At 71.8% G+C, this 23,803-nt stretch carries 22 protein-coding genes; 6 read left to right on the top strand and 16 right to left on the bottom strand.

Going from position 1 to position 23,803, the window contains the following annotated elements; all coding sequences use genetic code 11:
- Positions 1-17: 17 nt before the first annotated feature.
- Positions 18-572, top strand: a complete 555-nt coding sequence (locus OHU35_RS31240; protein WP_405507625.1) for a cysteine dioxygenase — start codon at positions 18-20, stop codon at positions 570-572.
- Positions 569-1,000: a rhodanese-like domain-containing protein gene (locus tag OHU35_RS31235; RefSeq protein ID WP_189721872.1), complete on the top strand. Its 432-nt coding sequence runs from the start codon at positions 569-571 to the stop codon at positions 998-1,000. The genes OHU35_RS31240 and OHU35_RS31235 overlap by 4 nt, the downstream gene beginning before the upstream one ends.
- Before the next feature lie 43 nt (positions 1,001-1,043).
- On the opposite strand, the gene recX is transcribed toward OHU35_RS31235, so the two are convergent.
- From recX to OHU35_RS31215, 4 genes are all read right to left on the bottom strand, one after another.
- Positions 1,044-1,895, bottom strand: a complete 852-nt coding sequence (recX, locus tag OHU35_RS31230; protein ID WP_405507623.1) for a recombination regulator RecX — start codon at positions 1,893-1,895, stop codon at positions 1,044-1,046.
- Between the two features lie 3 nt (positions 1,896-1,898).
- Positions 1,899-3,026: a recombinase RecA gene (gene recA / locus OHU35_RS31225; RefSeq protein WP_189721874.1), complete on the bottom strand. Its 1,128-nt coding sequence runs from the start codon at positions 3,024-3,026 to the stop codon at positions 1,899-1,901.
- Positions 3,027-3,262: 236 nt separating this feature from the next.
- A complete protein-coding gene (locus tag OHU35_RS31220) occupies positions 3,263-4,534 on the bottom strand; it encodes an AI-2E family transporter (protein ID WP_359889024.1) in 1,272 nt (423 codons plus the stop codon).
- A 123-nt stretch (positions 4,535-4,657) separates the two neighbouring features.
- Complete coding sequence (locus tag OHU35_RS31215) at positions 4,658-4,852, bottom strand: DUF3046 domain-containing protein (protein ID WP_189721876.1); 195 nt, start codon at positions 4,850-4,852, stop codon at positions 4,658-4,660.
- 80 nt (positions 4,853-4,932) lie between these two features.
- On the opposite strand from OHU35_RS31215, the gene OHU35_RS31210 reads away from it, so the two are divergent.
- Positions 4,933-5,877 (top strand): hypothetical protein, encoded by a 945-nt coding sequence (locus OHU35_RS31210; protein WP_359889027.1) that lies wholly within the window; start codon positions 4,933-4,935, stop codon positions 5,875-5,877.
- On the opposite strand, the gene OHU35_RS31205 is transcribed toward OHU35_RS31210, so the two are convergent.
- From OHU35_RS31205 to OHU35_RS31195, 3 genes are read right to left on the bottom strand one after another with little or no spacing between them, the layout of a single operon-like run.
- Positions 5,878-6,189: an AzlD domain-containing protein gene (locus OHU35_RS31205; protein ID WP_189721878.1), complete on the bottom strand. Its 312-nt coding sequence runs from the start codon at positions 6,187-6,189 to the stop codon at positions 5,878-5,880.
- Positions 6,186-6,920 carry an AzlC family ABC transporter permease gene (locus OHU35_RS31200; protein ID WP_189721879.1) on the bottom strand — a complete coding sequence of 245 codons (735 nt, stop codon included), beginning with the start codon at positions 6,918-6,920 and terminating at the stop codon, positions 6,186-6,188. The genes OHU35_RS31205 and OHU35_RS31200 overlap by 4 nt, the downstream gene beginning before the upstream one ends.
- A gap of 23 nt (positions 6,921-6,943) precedes the next feature.
- Positions 6,944-7,774 (bottom strand): AraC family transcriptional regulator, encoded by an 831-nt coding sequence (locus OHU35_RS31195; protein WP_189721880.1) that lies wholly within the window; start codon positions 7,772-7,774, stop codon positions 6,944-6,946.
- A 125-nt stretch (positions 7,775-7,899) separates the two neighbouring features.
- Between OHU35_RS31195 and OHU35_RS31190 the strand changes: the two genes are divergently transcribed.
- From OHU35_RS31190 to OHU35_RS31180, 3 genes are all read left to right on the top strand, one after another.
- Complete coding sequence (locus OHU35_RS31190; protein ID WP_405507622.1) at positions 7,900-12,825, top strand: ATP-dependent helicase; 4,926 nt, start codon at positions 7,900-7,902, stop codon at positions 12,823-12,825.
- Positions 12,826-12,961: 136 nt separating this feature from the next.
- Positions 12,962-13,792, top strand: coding sequence for a DNA-formamidopyrimidine glycosylase family protein (locus OHU35_RS31185; RefSeq protein ID WP_359889033.1), 831 nt, complete (start codon positions 12,962-12,964; stop codon positions 13,790-13,792).
- A gap of 32 nt (positions 13,793-13,824) precedes the next feature.
- Positions 13,825-14,589, top strand: coding sequence for an SDR family NAD(P)-dependent oxidoreductase (locus tag OHU35_RS31180; RefSeq protein ID WP_405507620.1), 765 nt, complete (start codon positions 13,825-13,827; stop codon positions 14,587-14,589).
- Here OHU35_RS31180 and OHU35_RS31175 read toward each other — a convergent pair.
- The 9 genes from OHU35_RS31175 to OHU35_RS31135 all read right to left on the bottom strand — a co-directional run bounded on the left by OHU35_RS31175 (position 14,537) and on the right by OHU35_RS31135 (position 23,675).
- Positions 14,537-14,851, bottom strand: coding sequence for a hypothetical protein (locus OHU35_RS31175; protein WP_359889039.1), 315 nt, complete (start codon positions 14,849-14,851; stop codon positions 14,537-14,539). The genes OHU35_RS31180 and OHU35_RS31175 overlap by 53 nt on opposite strands.
- 133 nt (positions 14,852-14,984) lie before the next feature.
- Positions 14,985-15,455 carry a Dps family protein gene (locus OHU35_RS31170; protein WP_189721884.1) on the bottom strand — a complete coding sequence of 157 codons (471 nt, stop codon included), beginning with the start codon at positions 15,453-15,455 and terminating at the stop codon, positions 14,985-14,987.
- Between the two features lie 224 nt (positions 15,456-15,679).
- Entirely contained in the window at positions 15,680-16,060 is a 381-nt protein-coding gene (locus OHU35_RS31165) for a helix-turn-helix domain-containing protein (RefSeq protein WP_003993396.1), read from the bottom strand.
- A gap of 109 nt (positions 16,061-16,169) precedes the next feature.
- Complete coding sequence (locus OHU35_RS31160; RefSeq protein WP_359889043.1) at positions 16,170-16,592, bottom strand: CinA family protein; 423 nt, start codon at positions 16,590-16,592, stop codon at positions 16,170-16,172.
- Positions 16,589-17,437 (bottom strand): CDP-diacylglycerol--glycerol-3-phosphate 3-phosphatidyltransferase, encoded by an 849-nt coding sequence (gene pgsA, locus OHU35_RS31155; RefSeq protein WP_359889046.1) that lies wholly within the window; start codon positions 17,435-17,437, stop codon positions 16,589-16,591. The genes OHU35_RS31160 and pgsA overlap by 4 nt, the downstream gene beginning before the upstream one ends.
- Positions 17,434-18,912, bottom strand: coding sequence for a 30S ribosomal protein S12 methylthiotransferase RimO (gene rimO / locus OHU35_RS31150; RefSeq protein ID WP_405507616.1), 1,479 nt, complete (start codon positions 18,910-18,912; stop codon positions 17,434-17,436). The genes pgsA and rimO overlap by 4 nt, the downstream gene beginning before the upstream one ends.
- A 93-nt stretch (positions 18,913-19,005) precedes the next feature.
- Positions 19,006-19,854, bottom strand: a complete 849-nt coding sequence (locus OHU35_RS31145) for a helix-turn-helix domain-containing protein (protein WP_189721888.1) — start codon at positions 19,852-19,854, stop codon at positions 19,006-19,008.
- A gap of 256 nt (positions 19,855-20,110) precedes the next feature.
- Positions 20,111-22,867 carry a DNA translocase FtsK gene (locus OHU35_RS31140; RefSeq protein ID WP_405507614.1) on the bottom strand — a complete coding sequence of 919 codons (2,757 nt, stop codon included), beginning with the start codon at positions 22,865-22,867 and terminating at the stop codon, positions 20,111-20,113.
- Between the two features lie 127 nt (positions 22,868-22,994).
- A complete protein-coding gene (locus OHU35_RS31135; protein ID WP_189721890.1) occupies positions 22,995-23,675 on the bottom strand; it encodes a two-component system response regulator in 681 nt (226 codons plus the stop codon).
- Positions 23,676-23,803: the final 128 nt, after the last annotated feature.

Genomic DNA, 23,803 nt, shown 5'->3' with positions numbered 1-23,803 from the left:
CCTCCAGGACGGCACCCGTGTCTGTATCCCCCTCCGCATCCCCTTCCCCTGTCTCTTCGTCCGTCTCCTCCGCCTCTTCCGGGCCCACGCAGGCCGATCTCTTCGACTTCGTCCGGCGTACGGCCGCCGACACCGAGCTGATCGACTCCCTTCCGCTCGACCCGGAAGGCCGCACCTGGGTGCGGCTGGAGGGGCCCGGCGGCAGCGAGGCCTGGCTGATCGGCTGGCCGCCCGGCACGGGTACCGGCTGGCACGACCACGCCGATTCCGTCGGCGCCTTCCTGACCGCGTCGGGCGAGCTCAAGGAGAACTCGCTCGCCGCGCGGCTGCCCACCGACGGCTGGAAGACCCTGGAGCTCTCCGACGGTGTGGACCGGGAACGCCGGCTGTCGTCCGGCCAGGGCCGTGCCTTCGGCCGGCACCACGTCCACGAGGTGCTCAACGAGTCCCTCGAGCGGCACGCGATCTCCGTCCACGCCTACTACCCACCCCTGCCGCAGATCCGCCGCTACAGCCGCAGCGGGCCGATCCTCCGGCTCGAGCAGGTCGAGCGGCCGGAGGACTGGCAGTGAGCGCCCTACACGAGCCGGTGAGCAGCAGTGGCAGCGGCGCTGTCCAACCTCCCGTCGGCATCGACGAGTTGCTGGAGCGCGTACGCGCGGGCTACGAGCGGATCGAGCCGCGGCAGGCGTACGAGGCCGCCGAGGCCGGTGACGCGCTGCTGGTGGACATCCGCTACGCGGCGCTGCGCGAGCGCGACGGCCTCATCCCCGGCGCGCTCGTCGTCGAGCGCAACGAGCTGGAGTGGCGTCTCGACCCGCAGGGCAGCCACCGAGCCGCCGAGGCCACGAGCCACTCCCTGCGTGTCGTCGTGATCTGCAACGAGGGCTACGCCTCCAGCCTGGCGGCTCAGTCCCTGCACCAGCTGGGCCTGCACCGGGCCACCGACCTGGTCGGCGGGTTCCAGGCGTGGAAGGCGTCCGGGCTTCCGGTCGTGTGATCACGCCGGAGCATCCGAACGGCTCGCCCCGGCAGCGCAGATCTCAGAACTGCTCGTCCCCGAGGAAGTCCACGTCCTCGCCCTCCTCCTCCAGCGCCTGCCGGACCACGCGCAGGGCCATGCCCTCGGAGTAGCCCTTGCGGGCGAGCATGCCCGCGAGGCGGCGGAGTCGCTTGTCACGGTCGAGCCCACGGGTGGAGCGGAGCTTGCGCGCGACGAGGTCACGCGCGGTCTCCTCTTCCTGCTCGGGCTCGAGCTGGGAGACGGCCTCGTCGATCAGCGTGGAGTCGACGCCCTTGGTCCGCAGCTCCCGGGCGAGCGCACGCCGCGCCAGCCCCCGGCCGCGGTGGCGGGACTCCACCCAGGCGTCGGCGAAGGCGCTGTCGTTGATGAGGCCGACCTCTTCGAACCTCGACAGCACCTCCTCGGCGGCGTCGTCCGGGATCTGCCGCTTGCGCAGGGCGTCGGCGAGTTGCTTGCGGGTCCGCGGGGTCCCGGTGAGCAGGCGCAGGCAGATCGCCCGAGCCTGCTCGACCGGGTCCCCTGGAGGCTCCTCCTGCTCGGCCCTCGACGAGGAGGGGGAGCCTCCGTCTTCGGTAATCACCTCACCGAAGCCCTGCCGGCGACGTCCACGCCCACGACGTGCCCCGCCGTCACGCGAGCCGTCCCTGCGTGAGCCGCCTCCGCGTGAGCCTGTGCCGGGTGAATCGCTGCCTTGGGAGCCGCTTCCTTGGGAGCCGCCCCCGTACGGTCCCTCGTCCTCCCCGTACGGCCCGTCGGTCCCGTACTCGCCGTCACCGGCCACGGCCGAGCCCGCGTCGTCTCCGGTGCCCCTCCCCCGTGGGGCACCGGAGGCGGCGTACTCGTACTCCGCCCAGTCGGTTCGTCGTGTCACGGGTCAGCTCTTGGCTGCGGCGGCCTTGGACTTGGCGGTCTTGGCCGCTGCCGGGGCGGGCACCGCGGGCGCGGCGTCGGCCGGAGCGGCGGAGACCGCGGCGTCCGTGCCCGGCTCGGCGGCCGGCTCCTCGGGACGCACGCCGACGCCCAGCTTCTCCTTGATCTTCTTCTCGATCTCGTTGGCCAGGTCGGGGTTGTCCTTCAGGAAGTTGCGCGCGTTCTCCTTGCCCTGGCCGAGCTGGTCGCCCTCGTACGTGTACCAGGCGCCGGCCTTGCGGACGAAGCCGTGCTCCACGCCCATGTCGATCAGGCCGCCCTCGCGGCTGATGCCCTGGCCGTAGAGGATGTCGAACTCGGCCTGCTTGAAGGGCGGCGCGACCTTGTTCTTGACGACCTTGCAGCGGGTGCGGTTGCCGACCGCGTCCGTGCCGTCCTTCAGGGTCTCGATGCGGCGGATGTCGATGCGCACCGAGGCGTAGAACTTCAGCGCCCGGCCACCGGTGGTGGTCTCCGGGGAGCCGAACATCACGCCGATCTTCTCGCGGAGCTGGTTGATGAAGATCGCGGTGGTCTTGGACTGGTTGAGCGCGCTCGTGATCTTCCGCAGGGCCTGGCTCATCAGGCGGGCCTGCAGACCGACGTGGCTGTCGCCCATCTCGCCCTCGATCTCCGCGCGCGGGACGAGCGCGGCGACGGAGTCGATGACGATGAGGTCGAGGGCACCGGAGCGGACCAGCATGTCCACGATCTCCAGGGCCTGCTCGCCGTTGTCCGGCTGGGACAGGATGAGGTTGTCGATGTCGACGCCGAGCTTCTTCGCGTACTCGGGGTCGAGGGCGTGCTCCGCGTCGACGAAGGCGACCTGACCTCCGGCCTTCTGCGCGTTCGCCACCGCGTGCAGGGTCAGGGTGGTCTTACCGGAGGACTCCGGTCCGTAGACCTCGACGACGCGGCCGCGCGGCAGGCCGCCCACTCCGAGGGCAACGTCGAGGGCGGTGGACCCGGTCGGGATGACCTCGATGGGCTCGTTCACCCGGTCGCCCATGCGCATGACCGCGCCCTTGCCGAATTGCCGTTCAATCTGTGCGAGCGCGGCATCCAGGGCCTTCTCGCGGTCGGTTCCTGCCATGGGTTCCACCCGATTTGCTTGAGTCGATCGCTTCACGTCAAAGACGCTAACGCCTGCCACTGACAATGCGCCCCGACGCACGTTTGGCCTGTGGATAACTCGGGCACTTCTCCACCCAAAGTACGTCGAAATGCTCGTCGTTGAGCCATGCCGGAGACTCCATAAGAATGGATGTTCGATTTTGGTGTCAAGCGCACCACACGGCACACCCGGACCGGGCCGGCCCGGCGACGAGATCAGGCGGAGCCCTGCCCGGGCCCTCCGTCCTCCGGCCGTTCCGCACCTGGCCGCCGCGCCCACAGCTGCCTCGTGCGCGCTATCAGACCCGGCCCCGCCCCCCGCCAGCGATGGCCGTGCACGCGCGGGTCGTCCGTGACGTCGTAGCGCTTCACGTACGCCCCCAGGAAGGCCTGGAGCGTGGCGATGGCGGGGATGGCGATCAGCGCGCCGACGGCGCCGAGGAGCGCGGTGCCCGCGATGACCGAGCCGAAGGCGACCGCAGGGTGGATGTCGACGGTCTTCGAGGTCAGCTTGGGCTGCAGCACGTAGTTCTCGAACTGCTGGTAGACCACGACGAAGATCAGCACCCACAGCGCGTACCAGGGATCCACCGTGAACGCGATCAGCATGGGCAGGGCGCCCGCGAGATACGTGCCGATGGTGGGGATGAACTGCGACACCAGTCCCACCCACACAGCGAGCACGGGCGCGTAGGGCACGTCCAGCATCTGCAGCAGGACGAAGTGTGCCGCGCCGGAGATCAGCGCCATCAGGCCGCGCGAGTAGATGTAGCCGCCGGTCTTGTTCACGGCGATCTCCCAGGCGCGCAGCACCTCGGCCTGCCGGGCGGGGGGCAGGACGGAGCAGAGCGCGCGGCGCAGTCGCGGGCCGTCCGCGGCGAAGTAGAACGAGAACAGCCCGATCGTCAGCATCTGGAAGAGGCCCCCGAGGACCTGGGCGGACACGTCCAGGACGCCTGTGGCGCTGTTCTGCACGTAGTTGCGCAGCCAGTCGGAGCGGAGCACACCCTCCTGGATGTCCACGCGCTTCAGGTCGGTCTTGAAGTGTGTGTTGATCCAGTGGATGACGGAGTCGAGGTACGCCGGGAAGCCCTCGATCATCTTGATGATCTGGTCCGCGAGGATGGAACCGAGCAGCGTGACGAAGCCCGCCGACACGATCACCACACCGATGAAGACGACGAACGCGGCCAGTCCTCTGCGCATGCCGCGCGAGGCCATCCAGCTCACCGCCGGTTCGATGGCGAGCGCCAGGAAGAACGCGATGAGGATGTTGGTCAGCAGTCCGGTGACCTGGTGAAAGGCCCAGCTGCCCAGCTGGAACGCGGCGACGAGGGCGAGCGCGAGCACCATGGCGCGCGGTAGCCAGCGCGGCATGCGGCCGTTCGGCCCGGTGGTTCCGCCGGCGGCGGGGGGCCCGGTCGGCGGCGTCGTACCGAAGGGGGAGGACTGCTGGGCTGCCTGCCCGGTCTCGTCAATGGGTGCCACGGACCAAGTCTCACCCACGCCACCGACAGCCGTCTGCCCGCCTGCGATCTTCGTGACCCGTCAGCGATCCGCGCGCGGTCGGCCGTCTGCCGCGACCGGTCGACGCTCTCCGCGCCGGGTCGGTCAGCGCCTCTCCCGGGGCACGTCCATCACCGAGCAGACCACCTGCCAGACGTCCTTGGCGTCCCAGCCGGCGTCCAGCGCCTCGTGCACGGTGCGCCCGCCGAGATCCGTCATCACGTGATCGCGCGCGAAGGTGTCGGCGTAGCCCGGACCGAAGTGCTCCGCCATCCGCTGCCAGAAGACCGTCAACCGCATGACTCCAGTATCCCGCCCCTGAGGGTGGGCCTGAGCCAGGACCGCCTGCCGGCCCCGCATTCCGCCCTACGGTCTGACCCATGGCCGAAACAGGAGCTTCCACACTCCCCCCGACGCCCCCGCCGCACAGCCCTGTCACGCGCGCGGAGCGCTTCGTCTGGCTCACCGCGCGCGTGCTGGAGCAGCGCCTCTTCGCCCACCACTTCCGTGGCGCCGCCGCCGACCCGGTGGAGACGGCGCTGGACGCCTACCGCAACGAGGACGGCGGGTACGGGCACGCGCTGGAGCCCGATCTGCGCGGCCCGGTCAGCCGGCCGCTGCACACCGCCCACGCCCTGCGCGTCCTGGACGCCGTGGCGCGCTGCGCCGGCCAGCGCGTGGAACGCGTGTGCCGCTACCTGACGTCCGTCTCCACGCCGGACGGCGCGCTCCCGGCGATCCCTCCCGGCCGGCCCGAGTATCCGACAGCTCCCTTCGTGCCGGACATGGCCGACCCGCCCAGCGACCTCCTCGCCACCGGGCCGGTGGTGGGGCTGCTGCACCGCAACGAGGTGTGGCACGCCTGGCTGTTCCGGGCCACGGACTTCTGCTGGCAGGCGGTCGAGTCCCTGGAGAAGTCGCACCCGTACGAGATCGAGGCAGCCGTGACCTTCCTGGACTCCGCCCCCGACCGCCCGCGCGCGGAGGCGGCCGCCGACCGTCTGGGCCGCCTGGTACGCGCACACGGCCTCGTGGCCCTGGACCCCGACGACCTGGACGCGCATCCGGTCTCCCCCGGCTATGCCTCCGGCGAGCACCACTTCCCGTACGACTACGCGAGGACGCCGCGCTCCCTGGCGCGCGCGTGGTTCACGGACGACGAGATGACCCGCTCCCTGGACCACCTCATGGCCCGGCAGCAGGAGGACGGCGGCTGGCCCGTCCGATGGCGTCACTGGGCCCCGGCCCCCGCCCTGGAGGCCCGCCCGGTCGTGACGATCGAGGCCCTGCGCACCCTCAGCGCCTACGGCCGCACCATCGACTGATCACCACGCCCCTATGGCCCGCACCCCCGCGGTCACCAGCACGGCCGCCGCGACGACGAGCAGGAACGGGGCGCGCAGCATCAGCGCCACGGCTGCCGCTCCGAGCCCGGCGGCCCGCGCGTCCAGCACCAGCGCCTGCCCGTCGGCGAAGGTCTGCTGGGCCGTGAGGGCCGCGAGCAGCGCGACGGGCAGCAACGCGGCAAGACGTTTGACGACGGGCCGCTCCAGGGCTCCGGCCGGCACCAGCAGCCCGGCCAGCTTGACGGCGTAGCACCCGAGGACGGTCACACCGATGGCGATCCAGACGTTCACGCCTCGTCCTCCCCGGAAGCAGGCGCACCCCGGCGCCGGCCGTCCGCCCAGAGGACGACCGGCGCCGCCAGCGCGGCCAGCAGCACCGGCACCCCGGCGGGCAGTACGGGCAGCAGCCCGAGCCCCAGCAGCACGGCCAGCCCGGCGACGGCCCGCTCGGTGCCGGTCCTCAGCATCGGCGCGAGCAGGGCCAGGAAGACCGCGGGCCCCGCGGCGTCCAGCCCCCACGCGTCGGTGTCTCCGATGGCCTCGGCGCCCAGGGCGCCGAGCAGCGTGGTGAGATTCCACAGGACGTACAGGGTCAGCCCGGTCACGACGAACCCGATCCGCGCACCGCGCCGCGTGGGCTGAGCCAGCGCGACGGCGGCCGTCTCGTCGATCACCCAATGGGCGGCGAACGGCCGCACCGCGCGCGGGAGGGCCAGCAACTGCGACAGCCGCAGGCCGTAGAAGGCGTTCCGCACGCCCAGGAAGAAGGCCCCGGCGGCCGCCGTGAACGGGCTGCCTCCTGCCGCGAGCGCGCCCACCAGGGCGAACTGGGACGCCCCGGTGAACACCAGAAGACTGAGCGCACACGTCTGCATCAGCGTGAGTCCGCTGCCGGCCGACGTCACTCCGAAGGCGAATCCGGACAGCCCGACGGCCACTCCGACGCCCAGCGCGTCCCGTACGACGGCCCGGTCCGCTTTCCCACCGGTCCCTGTATCTCTGAGAACTGTCCGATCCACCACGTCCCGCACGCTACGAGCAGCGGCTACCGCGGGTCTTGTACGTTCTTGCGCTCCCGCTGGTACGCCCCCGGAGGCACCCCGACCATCCGGCTGAAGTGCCGGTTGAGATGCGGCTGATCGGTGAACCCCACGGCCACGGCGACCTCGGAGGGCGCCGTCCCGAGGTCCAGCAGCCGCCGCGCCCGCCGGACTCGCGCGTCCGTGAGCCACGCGTGCGGGGGCATCCCGTAGGCGTCCCGAAAGGCCCGCAGCAGAGCGAACGGACTGGTTCCGAGACCAGCCGCCAGCTGTTCCAGAGTCGGCGGCTGCGCCATCCGCTCCTCCAGCACCCCACGCGCGCGTGCCGCGATCCGGGTCCCGGCCGTCCGCACCTCCCGCCGAGGCATGGGCCCACCGTTCAGCCGCAGCAACCTGGTCACGGCGACCCGCAGCAGCGTGTCCGCGGCCAGGGCGTTGCCCTCGTCGGCGGCCCGCAGCACCTGGTGCACCAGACCGACGGCGTACGGATCGTCCACCACCGGACTGACGAAACCCGGCGTCCCCCGCAGCGCCGTCGTCTCGGCCGCGATCTCCGCCACCACGTCGACCGACGGATAGACGGCCCCGTACCGCCACCCCTCGGGCACACCGGCCCGCCCGGTGTGCGGAGTGTCGGGATTCACCAGCGCGAGAGCCCCTGCCCCGGCGAACTGGTCACCTCCACCGTGGTGGAACACCTCCACCCCGTCGGCGATGGCCGCGATCACGAAGTTCTCGTGCGTATGCCGGACGAACGTCTTCCGCACGTACCGGGCCCGCAGCAGATCCACCCCGGGCAGCTCGTCGTACCGCCAGTGCCGCGCGCGCTCTGTCATACCGCCATTGTCCGCCGCCCCGCCCGAGGCACCCGGGCACCCGTCTCCGGTGCCCGCAACGCTCAGACGCCCAGGCCAAACCGCCGCAGGGCCCCGTTGTCAGTGCCGAGGTGCACGATGGACGCATGCCCAGCAATGCGCACCGAGCCCTGGACGGCTTCTCCCCCGCGACCCGCGCCTGGTTCACGGGTGCCTTCCCCGCGCCCACCACCGCCCAGGCCGGCGCGTGGCAGGCCATCCACGAGGGCTCGGACGTGCTGGTGGTCGCCCCCACCGGTTCCGGCAAGACCCTGGCCGCCTTCCTGGCCGCCCTGGACCAGCTCGCCTCGACCCCTCCCCCCGCCGATCCCAAGAAGCGCTGCCGGGTCCTGTACGTCTCGCCCCTCAAGGCCCTGGCCGTGGACGTCGAGCGCAACCTCCGCAGCCCCCTCACCGGCATCCGCCAGGAATCGGTGCGGATGGGCCTGCCCGAGCCCGAGGTCAAGGTGGGCATCCGCTCGGGAGACACGCCCGCCGCCGAGCGCCGCTCCCTGGCCACCCGCCCGCCGGACATCCTGATCACGACCCCCGAGTCGCTGTTCCTGATGCTGACCTCGGCCACGCGCGACGCGCTGACCGGTATCGAGACGGTGATCCTCGACGAGGTGCACGCGGTCGCCGGCACCAAGCGCGGCGCCCACCTGGCACTCTCCCTGGAGCGGCTGGACGGCCTCCTGCCGAAGCCGGCCCGCCGCATCGGCCTCTCGGCGACGGTCCGCCCGGTCGACGAGGTGGCCCGCTTCCTCTCGCCCCAGCGCAAGGTGGAGATCGTCCAGCCGGAGTCGGGCAAGGAGTTCGACCTGTCCGTGGTCGTCCCGGTCGAGGACCTGGGCGAGCTGGGCGGCTCCCCGGTGGCGGACGGCTCGGAGGGCGCCGAGCGCCCGTCGATCTGGCCGCACGTGGAGGAGCGGATCGCCGACCTCGTCCAGTCCCACCGCTCCACCATCGTCTTCGCGAACTCCCGCCGCCTCGCGGAGCGCCTGTGCAACCGCCTGAACGAGATCGCGTACGAGCGGGCCACCGGCGAGCCTCTCGACGAGCACCACTCCCCCGCCGAGCTGATGGGCGGCTCGGGAGCCGCCCAGGGCGCGCCCCAGGTCATCGCCCGCGCCCACCACGGCTCGGTCTCCAAGGAACAGCGCGCCCTGGTCGAGGAGGACCTCAAGGCGGGCCGGCTGCCCGCGGTGGTCGCCACATCCAGCCTGGAGCTGGGCATCGACATGGGCGCGGTGGACCTGGTCGTCCAGGTCGAATCCCCGCCCTCGGTCGCCTCCGGCCTCCAGCGCGTGGGCCGCGCGGGCCACCAGGTGGGCGCGGTCTCCACCGGCGTCGTCTTCCCCAAGTACCGAGGCGATCTGGTCCAGGCGGCGGTGGTCACCGAGCGCATGCGCACCGGCGCCATCGAGTCCCTCAGGGTCCCCGCCAACCCCCTGGACGTCCTGGCCCAGCAGGTCGTCGCCATGACGGCTCTGGACACCTGGCAGTTCGACGACCTGCTGGCAGCCGTCCGCCGGGCCGCACCCTTCGCCTCACTGCCCGAGTCCGCCTTCACGGCGGTGCTCGACATGCTCGCCGGCCGCTACCCGTCCGACGCCTTCGCCGAGCTGCGCCCGCGCGTGGTGTGGGACCGCGTCACCGGCGAGATCACCGGCCGCCCCGGCGCCCAGCGGCTCGCCGTCACCTCCGGCGGCACGATCCCCGACCGAGGCCTCTTCGGTGTCTTCCTCGCGGGCGCCGACCCCAAGAAGGGCGGCGGCCGGGTCGGCGAGCTCGACGAGGAGATGGTCTACGAGTCCCGCGTCGGCGACGTCTTCACGCTGGGCACGAGTTCCTGGCGCATCGAGGACATCACCCGCGACCGCGTCCTGGTCTCCCCCGCCCCGGGTGTGCCGGGCCGGCTGCCCTTCTGGAAGGGCGACCAGCTGGGCCGCCCGCTCGAACTGGGCCGGGCGCTGGGCACCTTCCTGCGCGAGGTCGGTTCGCTGCCCAGGGACGACGCCCGCCTCCGCCTCCTCGCCGCGGGCCTGGACGCCTGGGCGGCGGACAACGTGCTCTCGTACCTGGAGGAGCAGCGGGAGGCCTGCGGCCATGTCCCGGACGACCGGACGATCGTCGTGGAGCGCTTCCGCGACGAGCTCGGCGACTGGCGGGTGGTGGTGCACTCCCCCTTCGGCGCCCAGGTGCACGCCCCGTGGGCGCTCGCGCTCGGCGCCAAGCTCTCCGAGCGGTACGGCATGGACGCGCAGGTCATGCACGCCGACGACGGCATCGTGCTGCGCCTGCCGGACGCCGACCTGATGAGCCTGGACCTGCTGGACCAGGAACCGGTCAAGATGGGCCGGGAGTACGACGCCGAACAGGCCCCCGTGGGCGCGGCCGACGTCGTCTTCGACAAGGGCGAGGTCGACCAGGTCGTCACCGACCAGGTGGGCAGCTCGGCCCTGTTCGCGTCCCGCTTCCGCGAGTGCGCCGCCCGCGCGCTGCTCCTGCCGCGCCGCAACCCCGGCAAGCGCACGCCCCTGTGGCAGCAGCGGCAGCGCGCCTCCCAGCTTTTGCAGGTGGCCAGCGAGTTCGGCTCGTTCCCGATCGTCCTGGAGGCGGTCCGCGAGTGCCTCCAGGATGTCTTCGACGTCCCCGGGCTCGTCGAACTGATGGGCGACCTGGAGTCTCGCAAGGTGCGCCTCGTCGAGGTCACGACCGCCGAGCCGTCTCCCTTCGCGCGTTCCCTCCTCTTCGGCTACGTCGCCCAGTTCCTGTACGAGGGCGACTCCCCGCTCGCCGAGCGCCGCGCCGCCGCCCTGTCGCTGGACTCCCGGCTGCTGGCCGAGCTGCTGGGCCAGGCGGAGCTGCGTGAGCTGCTCGACGCGGAGGTGCTGACCGAGCTGGAGCGCGAGCTGCAGTGGCTCACCGAGGACCGCCGCGCCAAGGACGCCGAAAGCGTCGCGGACCTCCTCCGCCTCCTCGGCCCGCTCACGGATACGGAACTGACCGAGCGGGGCGCCGAACCCCAGTGGGCTCAGGAACTGGCCGGTGCCCGCCGTGCCATCCGGGTCCGGATCGCGGGCAGAGACCACTGGGCGGCGATCGAGGACGCGGGCCGGCTGCGCGACGCCCTGGGCACAGCCCTGCCGGTCGGTGTCCCGGAAGCGTTCACGGAACCCGTCAAGGACCCGCTCGGCGACCTCCTCGCGCGCTACGCCCGCACCCACGGCCCGTTCACCTCCGCCACCGCGGCGGCTCGCTTCGGCCTGGGTGCGGCCGTCACCGAGGGCGCCCTCCAGCGGCTCGCCGCGGCGGGCCGGATCGTCCAGGGCGAGTTCCACCCGGCCGGGATCGGCCAGGAGTGGTGCGACGCGGCCGTGCTGCGCCGACTGCGCCGCCGTTCCCTGGCCGCCCTGCGGCACGAGCTGGAGCCGGTGGCGCCCGCCGCGCTCGCCCAGTTCCTCCCGCAGTGGCAGCACATCGGCAAGAGCCACTCCCTGCGCGGCATCGACGGGTTGGTGCGCGCCATCGAGCAGGTGCAGGGCGCCTCCGTGCCGGCCTCCGCCCTGGAGAGGCTCGTCCTGCCCTCCCGGGTCGTGAACTACACCCCGGGGATGCTGGACGAGCTCACCGCCGCGGGCGAAGTGGTGTGGGCCGGGGCCGGCTCGCTCCCCGGCAAGGACGGCTGGGTCTCCCTCTACCTGGCGGACGCGGCCCCCCTGCTCCTGCCGCCCCCGCACCCCTTGGAGCTGACCGCCCTCCACCAGTCCGTCCTGGACACCCTCTCCGGCGGCTACGGCCTGTTCTTCCGCCAGATCGCCGACCAGGTCCGCGCCACCACCCACCCCGACGCCACCGATCCCCAGCTGGCCGACGTGCTCTGGGACCTGGCCTGGTCCGGCCGCCTGACGAACGACACGCTCACCCCCATGCGCTCCCTGCTCGGCTCGGGCCGCACGGCCGGTTCCACCGCCCACCGCGCCAAGCGCGCGGTCCCGCGCGGCCGGTACGGCTCCCTGACGGCCGCGGCCCGTCCCGCCGCGTCCCGCTCCGGTCCGCCGACCGTCGCCGGCCGCTGGTCCCTGCTCCCGTCCCACGAGCCGGACCCCACGGTGCGCGCCCATGCCCTCGCCCGCACCCTGCTCGACCGGCACGGCGTGGTGACCAGGGGCGCGGTCTCGGCGGAGGGCGTCGAGGGCGGGTTCTCGGCGACGTACCGCGTCCTGTCCGTCTTCGAGGAGAGCGGCCAGGCCCGCCGCGGCTATGTGGTGGAGGGGCTCGGTGCCGCACAGTTCGCGATGGACGGCGCCGTGGACCGCCTGCGCGCGGTGTCCAACGCCCGCGACCGCGGCGAGGACCTGCCCGGCCCTCCTCCGGGCCCCGACCTCGATCCGTTCCCAGCGCATGACTTCGCCCAGCTGGACGACGCGCCCCGCTCCAACGGCCACACCGACGACCCCGGCCCCGACGGCTTCCCCGACTTCGGCCCCGCCTACGACACCCCGGCACCGCAGCCGTCCCCGGGCGACTACGTCTCGCCTCGCGACTACGCCCCGCAGGCCGCCCCGCCCTGGCAGAACGGCGGACGCGCGGCGTACGACCCCGGATTCCCGAGCCGCCGTACCCGTCCGGACCCCGCGTCCCGGGCCGTCGTCCTCGCCGCCGCCGATCCGGCGAACGCGTACGGCGCCGCCCTGGCCTGGCCCGAGCCCCCGACCGGCGCCGGGCACAAGCCGGGCCGCAAGGCGGGCTCCCTGGTGGTGCTCGTCGAGGGCGAGCTGACGCTCTACATGGAGCGCGGCGGCAAGACCCTGCTGGCCTGGGCCGCCGACCCGGACGGCGCCCCCACCGACGACCCCCGCCTGCGCGCCGCGGCGGAGGCACTCGCCGCAGCCGCTCGCGCGGGCTCCCTCGGCACGGTCACGGTGGAGCGGGTCAACGGCACCCAGGCCCTGACCTCCCCCATCGGCGCCCTCCTGGAAGGAGCGGGCTTCATCGCGACGCCCCGCGGACTCCGCCTCCGCGCCTGATCACCACCCGCCCACCAGCGGACACCCACCCACAGCCGCCGTCCACACCACAAGCCCCCGCCCGCACACCGTCCACACCACGAGCCCCCGCCCACACCACCGGCCGCCCACCCCGCCCCCGTGCCACCCTTGACCCATGCCCGAAGGTGACACGGTCTGGCAGACCGCGAAGCGGCTGCACGGCGCCCTCGCGGGCAAGGTGCTGACCCGCAGCGACCTGCGGGTGCCCCGGTTCGCCACGGCCGACCTCACGGGCCGTACGGTCCTCGACGTCACCCCGCGCGGCAAGCACCTCCTGACCCGGGTGGAGGGCGGCCTGACGCTGCACTCCCACCTGCGGATGGACGGCTCCTGGAAGGTCTACGCGAACGGCCGGCGCTGGAGCGGCGGCCCCGGCCACCAGATCCGAGCGATCCTCGCAAACGCGGACAGCACAGCCGTCGGCTACCGCCTCCCCGTCCTGGAACTCCTGCGCACCACCGACGAGCACCGCGCCGTGGGCCACCTCGGCCCGGACCTCCTGGGCCCGGACTGGGACCCCGACCGCGCCCTCGCCAACCTCTTCCAGGACCCCTCTCGCCCCCTCGGCGAGGCCCTGCTCGACCAGCGCAACCTCGCCGGCATCGGCAATGTGTACAAGAGCGAGCTCTGCTTCCTGCTCGGCGTCACCCCCTGGCTCCCCGTGGGCGACCTGCCCGCCGAACGCGCCGCGAAGCTGCCCGCGCTGGCCAAGAAGCTGCTGGAGAGCAACCGCGACCGCCCGGTCCGCAGCACGACGGACCGCCGCGGCCAGGACCTCTTCGTCTACGGCCGGGCTCCGCGCCCCTGCCTACGCTGCCGCACCTCCGTCCGCGTCGCCGACCAGGGCGACGGCTCCCGCGAACGCCCCACCTACTGGTGTCCCAGCTGCCAGCCGGGCCCCGCCCCGGCTCCGTCCAGACGTGTCCGGCCCGACCCAGGCAATTGACGACCCGTCAGTTCCGCTCGTACGGTCCCTGCATGCCCGTCACGGCGTACGACCTCACCGGCCGCACCGTGTTCGTCACCGGGGCCGCGAGCGGTATCGGCCGCGCCTCGGCCCTCCTGCTCGCCGAGGCGGGCGCGACCGTGCACTGCGCGGACCGCGACACCGAGGGCCTGCACGAGACGGCGACCCTGATCAAGGACACCGGCGGCACCGCCCACCCGCACCCCCTCGACGTCACCGACCGCTCGCGGCTGAGGCAGGCCATCACCTCCTGCGAACGCCTGGACGCCCTGGCCGCGATCGCCGGCATCATGCACAGCAGCCCTGTGCTGGAGACCCGGGACGAGGACCTCGACCGGGTGCTGGACGTGAACTTCAAGGGTGTGCTGTACGCCTGCCAGGAGGCGGCCCGTCTGATGATCGCCACCGGCACCCGGGGCAGCATCGTCACCATGGCCTCGGGCGCCGTCGACACCGGCGGTCCCGGGCTGCTCTGCTACGGCGCGGCGAAGGCGGCGGTGGTCCAGCTGACGAAGACCCTCGCGACGGAGATCGGCCGGCACGGCATCCGCGTCAACGCGGTCGCTCCCGGCTGGATCCGTACGCCGATGACCGACCGCCACGACAGCGAGGCGCAGACGCACACGGAGTCCGTCATGGCCCGTATGTCACCCCTGGGCCGGGTGGGCGAACCCGAGGACATCGCTCACGCGGTCCTGCACCTGGCATCCGACGCCTCGGCCTTCACCACAGGCCAGATTCTCCGCCCGAACGGGGGTGTGGCGATGCCGTGGTAGCCCGGGCCCCGCGATCCCCCCGCACCCCCCACACCCTCCGCCACCGCCCCGAACCGACGACCCCGCTCGCCCGCTCCTTCGGCACACAGTGCACCGGCAACACGCTCAGCCCCCACCCCCCGGCCGCGACCGCCGCCTCCAGCACCCCGGCCCCGGGCACGACCACCAGCCGGAGCACGGCCCACCACCACAGCACCCCCAGCCCGAGCACGGCCCCGCGGACCCCCCAGCCCCAGACCCCCCAGCGCCCTATCCCCGCCATGGCCGCCACCTCCAGCCCGACGCTATTCGGCCGCTCGGGCCCGCGGGCAGGGCGCACCAGCGGCACACAGGCGCACCGCGCACCACTCGAAGCCGGGCGGCAACGCGCCCGGCCGGCCCATCACCCGGTTCCGTCACCCGTTCTCGGCCTGGAACATCCAGTGATGCTTCTCCAGGTCCGCAGTGATCCCGATGAAGATGTCCTGGCTCACCGGGTCCGGCTCACCGGTCGCCTCGACCCGCTCCCGCATCCGCGCGATCACCGCGCCCAGCGCCTCGACGAGCGTCCCCACGGCGGTCGTGTCATCGACCCACCCTTCAGGGGTCACGCCGATTCCACTGCCGACGGCCACCGTCGCGGCACGTCCGTCGGGCGAGACACCGAGCGCCGCGGCGCGCTCCGCCACGGTGTCGGAGTACTTCCGCGCGGTGTCGACGACCTCGTCGAGCTGGAGATGCACGGAGCGGAAGCGCGGTCCCACCACGTTCCAGTGGATCTGCTTCGCCACGAGGGCGAGATCCACCAGGTCGACCAGAGCGCCCTGCAGCGCATCTGACACGGTCTTCAAGCTCGCGTCGGACAACGGGCTCTTCACGACGTACATCCGCACCTCCGTGGACTGCCCCCCGCCATCCCCTCAACGATGACCGCCGTACGCCACACCGGCAAACGCACACGAAACGGGCAGTCGGCGCCGGACTGCCCGCGCGCAAGCAAAAACCCCGGGCGGGCACCCCTCCGGATCTCCCGGAGAGGCCCGGCCGGGGCCTCAGCACTTCTCAGCGCCTGGTCGGCGCCGTTCGATTCATGCCGCGTACGCGAAAACGCTCACGCGGCGACGACGTCCACCGCCTCGGCGGGCGCCTTGATGGTCACCCGTTCCGGTGGCACACCGGTCACCGAAACGGAACCCAGCATCGGACGAACCGGCGTGGGTACAGGCTCGCTGGGAGTGGCCGCAGCAGACTGGGCCAGCTCGGCGAGTGCGAGTTCGTCGCTCACTTCCCGCATGAGCTCGGACATCCGTACGTCCAGCGCGTCGCAGATGGCGGAGAGCAGCTCGGAGGAAGCCTCCTTCTGCCCCCGCTCCACCTCGGAGAGATAGCCGAGTGAGACTCGGGCGGACGAGGAGACTTCGCGCAGAGTACGGCCCTGGCGCTGGCGCTGCCGACGCAGCACGTCACCCAGCAGGCGACGGAGCAGAATCATCGGTGGCTCCCTCCTCGGACCGCGTAGCCGCATCCATTACGCCCCACCGTACCGCCTTGCGCCGCGGCCGTGCGGGGAGCGATGTCGTGTTCACTCAGGGCTGCAAACATCAAAACCCCCCGTTCCGTTCCGTATCCTGTGCCCGCTCATTCCCAGTCTGTTCGCCCGCAAGCTCCTTCAGGAGCAGTGCGAGTACGCTCCGTACACTCTCTCTACGAATTTCCTCGCGGTCGCCGTTCAACCGCAGAGCCTCCACTTTTCCGCCGCCGGCAGAACCGGAATCGCCCTCGAAGGGCCCGTCCCCGGCGACGAAGACCGTCCCGACGACCCGTCCGCCCCGCGGCTCGGGACACACGACACCGGTGGTCAAGCCGGTGGCACGGGCAGTCAGGGAGCCCCGGAAGGCCCGGGGCGCCTTGGAGGCCGATGTGACCTCCGCCGCGACGAGGCCACCGGTCAGCGACTCCGCGACGGCGAGCGTCCCGCTCTTCACCGTGAGTGATCGCACCACGTCAGTGGCCGTGGAACTCACGCTTCCTTCTCCTCCAACGCGGCCTTGCGCTCGGCGATTCCCTGCCTGCGCAGCACAATGGCCTGTTTCACATAGTCGAGCCCGGTCACCACGGTCAGAACGACCGCCGCGGCCATCACCCACCACCTCAGGGTGGCCAGCCACCCCGTCAGCGCCAGGACATACATGCCCACGGCAACGCCCTGGGTGAGGGTCTTGAGCTTGCCTCCGCGGCTGGCGGGGATGACGCCGTACCGGATGACAACAAAACGCAGCAGGGTGATCCCGAGTTCCCGCCCGAGGATGACGCCGGTCACCCACCACGGCAGATCCCCGAGCGCGGACAGACAGATCAGCGCCGCCCCCATGATCGCCTTGTCGGCGATGGGGTCGGCGATCTTCCCGAAGTCAGTGACCAGGTTGTACGTGCGCGCCAGATGACCGTCGAAGATGTCCGTGATCATGGCGATGGCGAAGGCCGCCCAGGCGAGGGCCCGCCACGCCGGGTCGTATCCGCCGTCCGCGAGCATCAGCGCCACGAAGGCCGGTACGAGGACCAGCCGGAGCATGGTCAGGAGGTTGGCGATGTTCCAGACGCTGGCCTGGTTGACGGCCGCGGCCGTCAGCTTCCCGCCCCGCGCACCCTTGTCTTCACCCTGGGCCTCGACGCCGGCGCTGTCCGAGCCCTCACCGACGGCAGCCCCACTGCCACCCGCACCGTGCCCCGTACCGGACGTCCCGCCCTCGGCCGACCGCGCGGCCGTACGGCCGACCGCCGACCCGGGCACCTTCCCCGAGGCCGCACCGGACGCGGCCCTCCTCGCGCCGGAGGCGCCTCCCGCCGCGGCTGCCGGGACACCGGTCATCTGCCCGCCTCCTCACTCCACGCAGGCGACGCGAACGAACCCTGCAGGGGCTCGGCCACCAGGTCGACACCCTCCGTACCGACCACCTTCGCCTCGACCATACGACCGCTATGGAGCCCCGCGCCGCTCGTGAGCTGCACCTGGCCGTCCGTCTCGGGCGCCTGGTGCGCGGCGCGGCCGTACACGCCCTCCTCGTCGACGGACTCGACGAGCACGTGCACCGTCTGTCCGACGCGCTCCTCGGCGCGCTGCGAGACGAGTTCCTCGGCCAGCCGCGAGACCCGGGCCAGCCGCTCGGCGACCACGTCCTCGTCGAGCTTGTTCTCGTAGGTCGCCGCCTCGGTGCCCTCCTCGTCGGAGTAGCCGAAGACGCCGATGGCGTCCAGCCGCGCGCCGGTCAGGAACCGCTCCAGTTCGGCGAGGTCGGCCTCGCTCTCGCCGGGGAAGCCGACGATGAAGTTGGAGCGCACGCCGGCCTCGGGCGCCTTGCTCCGGATGGTGTCGAGCAGTTCCAGGAAGCGGTCGGTGTCACCGAAGCGGCGCATCGCGCGCAGCACACCGGGCGCGGAGTGCTGGAAGGAGAGGTCGAAGTAGGGCGCGACCTTCGGGGTCGACGTCAGGACGTCGATCAGGCCCGGCCGCATCTCAGCGGGCTGCAGGTAGCTCACCCGGACCCGCTCGATGCCGTCGACCTCGGCGAGCTCGGGCAGCAGCGACTCCAGCAGGCGGATGTCGCCCAGGTCCTTGCCGTAGGACGTGTTGTTCTCGGAGACCAGCATGATCTCCTTCACGCCCTGCTCGGCCAGCCAGCGCGTCTCGTTCAGCACGTCGCTGGGTCGGCGGGAGATGAAGGAGCCGCGGAAGGACGGGATGGCGCAGAAGGAGCAGCGCCGGTCGCAGCCGGAGGCGAGCTTCACGGAGGCCACCGGGGCGCCGTCCAGACGGCGGCGCAGGGGCGCGCGGGGGCCGGAGGCCGGAGCGAGGCCTTCCGGAAGGTCGGCCGGGGCGTGCCCGGGCAGCGCGACCTCGGCGGCGGACTCCTGTCGCTCCGCCGGGCTGATCGGCAGCAGCTTGCGACGGTCGCGCGGGGTGTGCGAGGCGTGGATGCCGCCGTTGAGGATGGTCTGGAGCCGGTCCGAGATGTCCGTGTAGTCGTCGAAACCGAGCACGCCGTCGGCCTCGGGGAGGGCCTCGGCGAGTTCCTTGCCGTACCGCTCGGCCATGCAGCCCACCGCCACCACGGCCTGGGTTCTGCCATGCCCCTTGAGGTCGTTGGCCTCCAGGAGGGCGTCGACGGAGTCCTTCTTGGCGGCCTCGACGAAGCCGCAGGTGTTCACGACGGCGACGTCCGCGTCCTCGGCGGCTTCCACGAGGTGCCAGCCGTCCGCCTCCAAACGGCCTGCGAGCTCCTCGGAGTCCACCTCGTTACGGGCGCAGCCAAGGGTGACCAGTGCGACGGTACGGCGTTCAGGCATGGGCTCAAGAGTACTTCGTCCCGCTGACACCCCACGTCGACGGGGTTGGCCGATCCCGGCCAACCCCGTACGTCGGACACCTCTTCGGCGCGGTTACCCGGCCTCGGGGTCGCCCTTCGTGTACGTGAGACGTTCCACGGAGCCGGGCTGGAAGTCGTCCTCGATCTTCTTGCCGTTGACGAAGAGGTCGATCGCGCCGGCGTCCCCGAGGACGAGGTGCACCTTCGAGCTGTCCTGGAAGGTCTTGGAATCGCCCTGCTTGAGGACGCCGTCGAAGATCATCCGGCCGTTGTGGTCCTTGGCGGCGATCCAGCTGCGGCCGTCGGCGGCGGCCACCCGGACCGTCACCTTGTCCTGAGGTGCGGCCGCGATGGCGCTGTCGGAGGGTTCGGGCTTGGGTTCGGCGGGCTTCTTGGACTTGGTGGTCGGGGAGGCGGACGCACCGGGCGTGGAGCCCTCGGCCACATTGGCCTCGCCGGCGCTGTCGTCGCCGCCCTGGAACATGGTGAACCCGACGAAACCGATCACGGCGACGATCGCGGCGACCATGGCCGCGGTCCAGTTGGGCCCCCGCCGCTCTGGACGGATGCGTTCCGCCTCGAACAGGGGAGCTGCCGGGGTCGGAGCCGGATGTCCGCCGTGCGTGCCGCCGTACTGGGCGAGCAGCGGCGCGGGGTCGAGGTGGACGGCCTTGGCCAGGGTCCTGATGTGCCCGCGGGCGTAGACGTCCCCGCCGCAGGCGGTGAAGTCGTCCGCCTCGATGGCGTGCACGATGTTCATGCGGACCCGGGTGGCGCTACTGATGTCGTCGACGGTCAGTCCGGCGGCGATACGTGCCTGCTGCAGGACACGGCCGATGGAGGGGCGGGCTTCCTCGCGGTCGTCTTCGACGCGCTCGTCTTCGAACGGACGCTCGTCTTCAGGGGAGTTGCCGATGGACACGGGGGCGCCTTTCGAGCGTGTAGCCGCCTGTGCTGGAAGTTCAGTCTAGGGGGGGTATGAAAGGGTGGGGCAACCGGGCGGTGTCACTTTGTACGCCATCGGAATGGCCCGACATTCCGATGGTGGGGTCGGTGCTTTTCGCCTCCCTCAACTTGACGTACGCCGGAGGGAAACGGTTGCCGATGATCCCTAACGGGTGAGTCACGATCCGGACACCCGATTGCCGTACACGCCCCGCGAGGCGACTGCCGCTTCCCTACCCTTCAGACTCCCCCCGGATCAGCGCGAGCACGCCATCCAGCTCATCAGGCTTCACAAGAACGTCACGTGCCTTGGAGCCCTCGCTCGGCCCGACGATGTTCCGGGACTCCATGAGGTCCATCAGGCGCCCGGCCTTGGCGAAGCCGACGCGCAGTTTGCGCTGGAGCATGGACGTCGACCCGAACTGCGTGGAGACGACCAGTTCGGCCGCCTGGCACAGCAGATCGAGGTCGTCGCCGATGTCCTCGTCGATCTCCTTCTTCTGCTTGGTGCCGACGGTGACGTCGTCCCGGAAGACGGGCGCCATCTGGTCCTTGCAGTGCTGGACGACGCCCGCGATCTCCTCCTCGGTCACGAAGGCGCCCTGCATACGGGTCGGCTTGTTGGCCCCCATCGGCAGGAACAGCCCGTCGCCCTTGCCGATGAGCTTCTCGGCGCCCGGCTGGTCGAGGATGACCCGCGAGTCGGCCAGCGACGAGGTGGCGAAGGCCAGCCGGGAGGGCACGTTCGCCTTGATCAGGCCGGTGACGACGTCGACCGACGGCCGCTGCGTGGCGAGCACCAGGTGGATGCCGGCCGCGCGCGCGAGCTGGGTGATGCGCACGATCGCGTCCTCGACGTCCCTCGGCGCGACCATCATCAGGTCGGCGAGCTCATCGACGATGACCAGCAGGTACGGGTACGGCTGGAGCTCCCGCTCGCTGCCCTCGGGCGTCTTGGCCTTGCCCTCGCGCACGGCCCGGTTGAAGTCGTCGATGTGCCGGTATCCGTAGGCCGCCAGGTCGTCGTAGCGCAGGTCCATCTCGCGTACGACCCACTGGAGCGCCTCGGCGGCCCGCTTGGGGTTGGTGATGATCGGCGTGATCAGGTGCGGGATGCCCTCGTAGGCGGTCAGCTCGACCCGCTTGGGGTCGACGAGGATCATCCGGACGTCCTCGGGGGTCGCCCGCATCATGACCGAGGTGATCAGGCAGTTGATGCAGGAGGACTTGCCGGAGCCGGTGGCACCGGCGACCAGCATGTGCGGCATCTTCGCCAGCGAGTGCATGACGTAGCCGCCCTCGACGTCCTTGCCGAAGGCGACCAGCATCGGGTCGGCGTCCTCCGCGGACTCCGCCAGACGGAGAACGTCACCGAGGTTGACCATCTCCCGGTCGGTGTTCGGGATCTCGATGCCGACCGCGGACTTGCCGGGGATCGGGCTGATGATCCGCACGTCCGGGGAGGCGACGGCGTAGGCGATGTTCTTGGTCAGCGCGGTGATCCGCTCGACCTTCACGGCGGGGCCGAGCTCCACCTCGTAGCGCGTGACCGTCGGCCCGCGGGTGAAGCCGGTGACGCTGGCGTCCACCTTGAACTCGGTGAAGACGGTGGTCAGCGACTCGACGATGGCGTCGTTGGCGGCGCTGCGGGCCTTGCCCGGACCGCCGCGCTCCAGCAGGTCGAGCGACGGCAGGGAGTACGTGATGTCGCCGGAGAGCTGCAGCTGCTCCGCGCGCGGGGGCAGGTCGCGGGGCTGGGAGGGCGGGGCCTTGGTGAGGTCCCGGACGCCCGCCCTCGGCTTCTCCTGCTCGGGCTCGTCCTGCTTGAGCTTGTCCTGCTTCGGCTTGGCCTTGTCCTGCTGAGGGCGGGCGGCCGGGACGGGCGTCGGCGTGGTCGCCTCGCGGTCTCCCACCCGCACGCCCTGGGTGAGGTCGGCGACGATCGGCGAGGGCGGCATCCCGTGCATGACGGCACCGTCGAGCGCGGCCGCGGCTGCGGCGGCGACGTCCACGGCGTCCATGGGCCGGTCCATGTCGGGCTGCGGCACGGCGGACCGCCGAGCACGGCCGCGGCGCCGGGAGAGGGCCTCCTGCTCGGCGCTGTCGGGGTCGTACTCCGCGGGCGCCGGCGTGCGCCGGCCGCGCGGCCGGGCGGGCAGCGCCTCCCGCCACTGCTCGTCGTAGCGCTCGTCGTCCTCGCCGAACTCGTCCTCGGCCGGGTCGCGGACGATCCCGAGCCGCACCCCGAGCAGCCGCAGCCGCTGCGGAATGGCGTTGACGGGAGTGGCCGTGACGACCAGCAGCCCGAAGACCGTCAGCAGCACGAGCAGCGGTACGGCGAGCACATGGCCCATGGCGTACGACAGCGGCGTCGCCATGGCCCAGCCGATGAGCCCGCCGGCGTCCCTTATGGCCTGCATGCCGGCGCCGCGCGCGGGCGAGCCGCAGGCGATGTGGACCTGGCCGAGCACGCCGATGACGAGCGCGGACAGGCCGATGACGATGCGTCCGTTGGCCTCGGGCTTCTCCGGGTGGCGGATGAATCGCACGGCGATGACTGCGAGCAGTATCGGCACGAGCAGGTCGAGCCGGCCGAAGGCGCCGGTCACCAGGATCTCGACCAGATCGCCCACGGGGCCTTTCAGATCGGCCCAGGTGCCCGCCGCGACGATCAGCGCGATGCCGAGCAACAGCAGCGCGACGCCGTCCTTGCGGTGCGCCGGGTCCAGGTTCTTGGCGCCCTGCCCTATGCCGCGGAACACGGCACCGACGGCATGCGCGACGCCGAGCCACACCGCGCGCACGAGCCGGTAGACGCCTCCGGTCGGGCTGGGTGCCGGTTTGGGCGCGGGCTTCTTCGCCGCGGCCTTCTTGGCGGGCGCCTTCTTCGCGGGAGCCTTTTTGGCAGCGGCCTTCTTCGCCGGAGCCTTCGCTGAAGCGGCCGCCTTCTTCGCGGGCGGCTTCTTGGCTGCGGAGGAACGTGAGGCCATGGGTGTGAGGTTACCGGTGGAGACGACAGGGGGCACGTGTGCCTACGGCTTCACCCGTTCGTGTCGCTCCGGGAGAGGCGCGAAACTGACGCTTGCTCATGGACGGGCAACCACGCCCGCCCGCACGTCAGTTCTGTGAGGGCACCGAAGACGTGCTTCCGGTGCCCGGTTCCAGCGCGTCCAGCGCCCGCCGCAACCCCGTGAGCTTGCGCTCCAGATGAGCCGCCGTGGCCACCGCGGCCGCGTCCGTCGACTCGTCATTCAGCTGCTTGGTCAGCGCCTCGGCCTGCTCCTCGACGGCCGCGAGCCGCGCGGAGAGCTCCGCGAGCAGCCCGGCCGACTCCTTGGCCTCGCCGCCCGCGCTCTTGTCGCCGCCCTCCAACTGGAGCCGCAGCAGCGACGCCTGCTCACGCAGCTGGCAGTTCTTCATGTACAGCTCGACGAAGACGGAGACCTTCGCGCGCAGCACCCACGGGTCGAACGGCTTGGAGATGTAGTCGACCGCGCCCGCCGCGTAACCCCGGAAGGTGTGATGCGGGCCGTGGTTGATCGCCGTGAGGAAGATGATCGGGATGTCCCGGGTCCGCTCACGCCGCTTGATGTGCGCCGCTGTCTCGAAGCCGTCCATGCCCGGCATCTGGACGTCCAGCAGAATGACCGCGAAGTCGTCCGTGAGCAGCGCTTTGAGTGCTTCCTCCCCGGACGATGCCCGCACCAGCGTCTGATCGAGCGCAGAGAGGATCGCCTCCAGCGCCAGCAGATTCTCCGGCCGGTCATCGACCAGGAGGATCTTGGCCTTCTGCACCATGGCCCGCCCTCCTCGCCCCGGCGTGGGGCCTCCCCTGTCCGCAGGACCTGAGAACGCACCGGTGGGTGCCGCCCCAGGGGACGACTCCCTTGCGTCGCCCGTCCTTGTGCCGGTCATCGTAGCCGCAC

It is taken from the genome of Streptomyces purpurascens (genome assembly GCF_045040895.1).
GTDB classification, from domain to species: domain Bacteria; phylum Actinomycetota; class Actinomycetes; order Streptomycetales; family Streptomycetaceae; genus Streptomyces; species Streptomyces purpurascens.
Note: the sequence above shows the minus strand (reverse complement) of the source record. Positions and strands in the feature narration are given on the sequence as shown.

Bases quoted from the DNA above. Each gene is read 5' to 3' on its own strand.
- OHU35_RS31215 (WP_189721876.1), bottom strand. From the start codon at position 4,852: ATGCGGTTGACGGTCTTCTGGCAGCGGATGGCGGAGCACTTCGGTCCG.
- OHU35_RS31165 (WP_003993396.1), bottom strand. From the start codon at position 16,060: ATGATTCTGCTCCGTCGCCTGCTGGGTGACGTGCTGCGTCGGCAGCGC.
- OHU35_RS31170 (WP_189721884.1), bottom strand. From the start codon at position 15,455: ATGTACGTCGTGAAGAGCCCGTTGTCCGACGCGAGCTTGAAGACCGTG.
- recA (WP_189721874.1), bottom strand. From the start codon at position 3,026: ATGGCAGGAACCGACCGCGAGAAGGCCCTGGATGCCGCGCTCGCACAG.
- pgsA (WP_359889046.1), bottom strand. From the start codon at position 17,437: ATGACCGGTGTCCCGGCAGCCGCGGCGGGAGGCGCCTCCGGCGCGAGG.
- OHU35_RS31210 (WP_359889027.1), top strand. From the start codon at position 4,933: ATGGCCGAAACAGGAGCTTCCACACTCCCCCCGACGCCCCCGCCGCAC.
- OHU35_RS31185 (WP_359889033.1), top strand. From the start codon at position 12,962: ATGCCCGAAGGTGACACGGTCTGGCAGACCGCGAAGCGGCTGCACGGC.
- OHU35_RS31140 (WP_405507614.1), bottom strand. From the start codon at position 22,867: ATGGCCTCACGTTCCTCCGCAGCCAAGAAGCCGCCCGCGAAGAAGGCG.
- OHU35_RS31195 (WP_189721880.1), bottom strand. From the start codon at position 7,774: ATGACAGAGCGCGCGCGGCACTGGCGGTACGACGAGCTGCCCGGGGTG.
- OHU35_RS31175 (WP_359889039.1), bottom strand. From the start codon at position 14,851: ATGGCGGGGATAGGGCGCTGGGGGGTCTGGGGCTGGGGGGTCCGCGGG.
- rimO (WP_405507616.1), bottom strand. From the start codon at position 18,912: ATGCCTGAACGCCGTACCGTCGCACTGGTCACCCTTGGCTGCGCCCGT.
- OHU35_RS31190 (WP_405507622.1), top strand. From the start codon at position 7,900: ATGCCCAGCAATGCGCACCGAGCCCTGGACGGCTTCTCCCCCGCGACC.
- OHU35_RS31180 (WP_405507620.1), top strand. From the start codon at position 13,825: ATGCCCGTCACGGCGTACGACCTCACCGGCCGCACCGTGTTCGTCACC.
- OHU35_RS31135 (WP_189721890.1), bottom strand. From the start codon at position 23,675: ATGGTGCAGAAGGCCAAGATCCTCCTGGTCGATGACCGGCCGGAGAAT.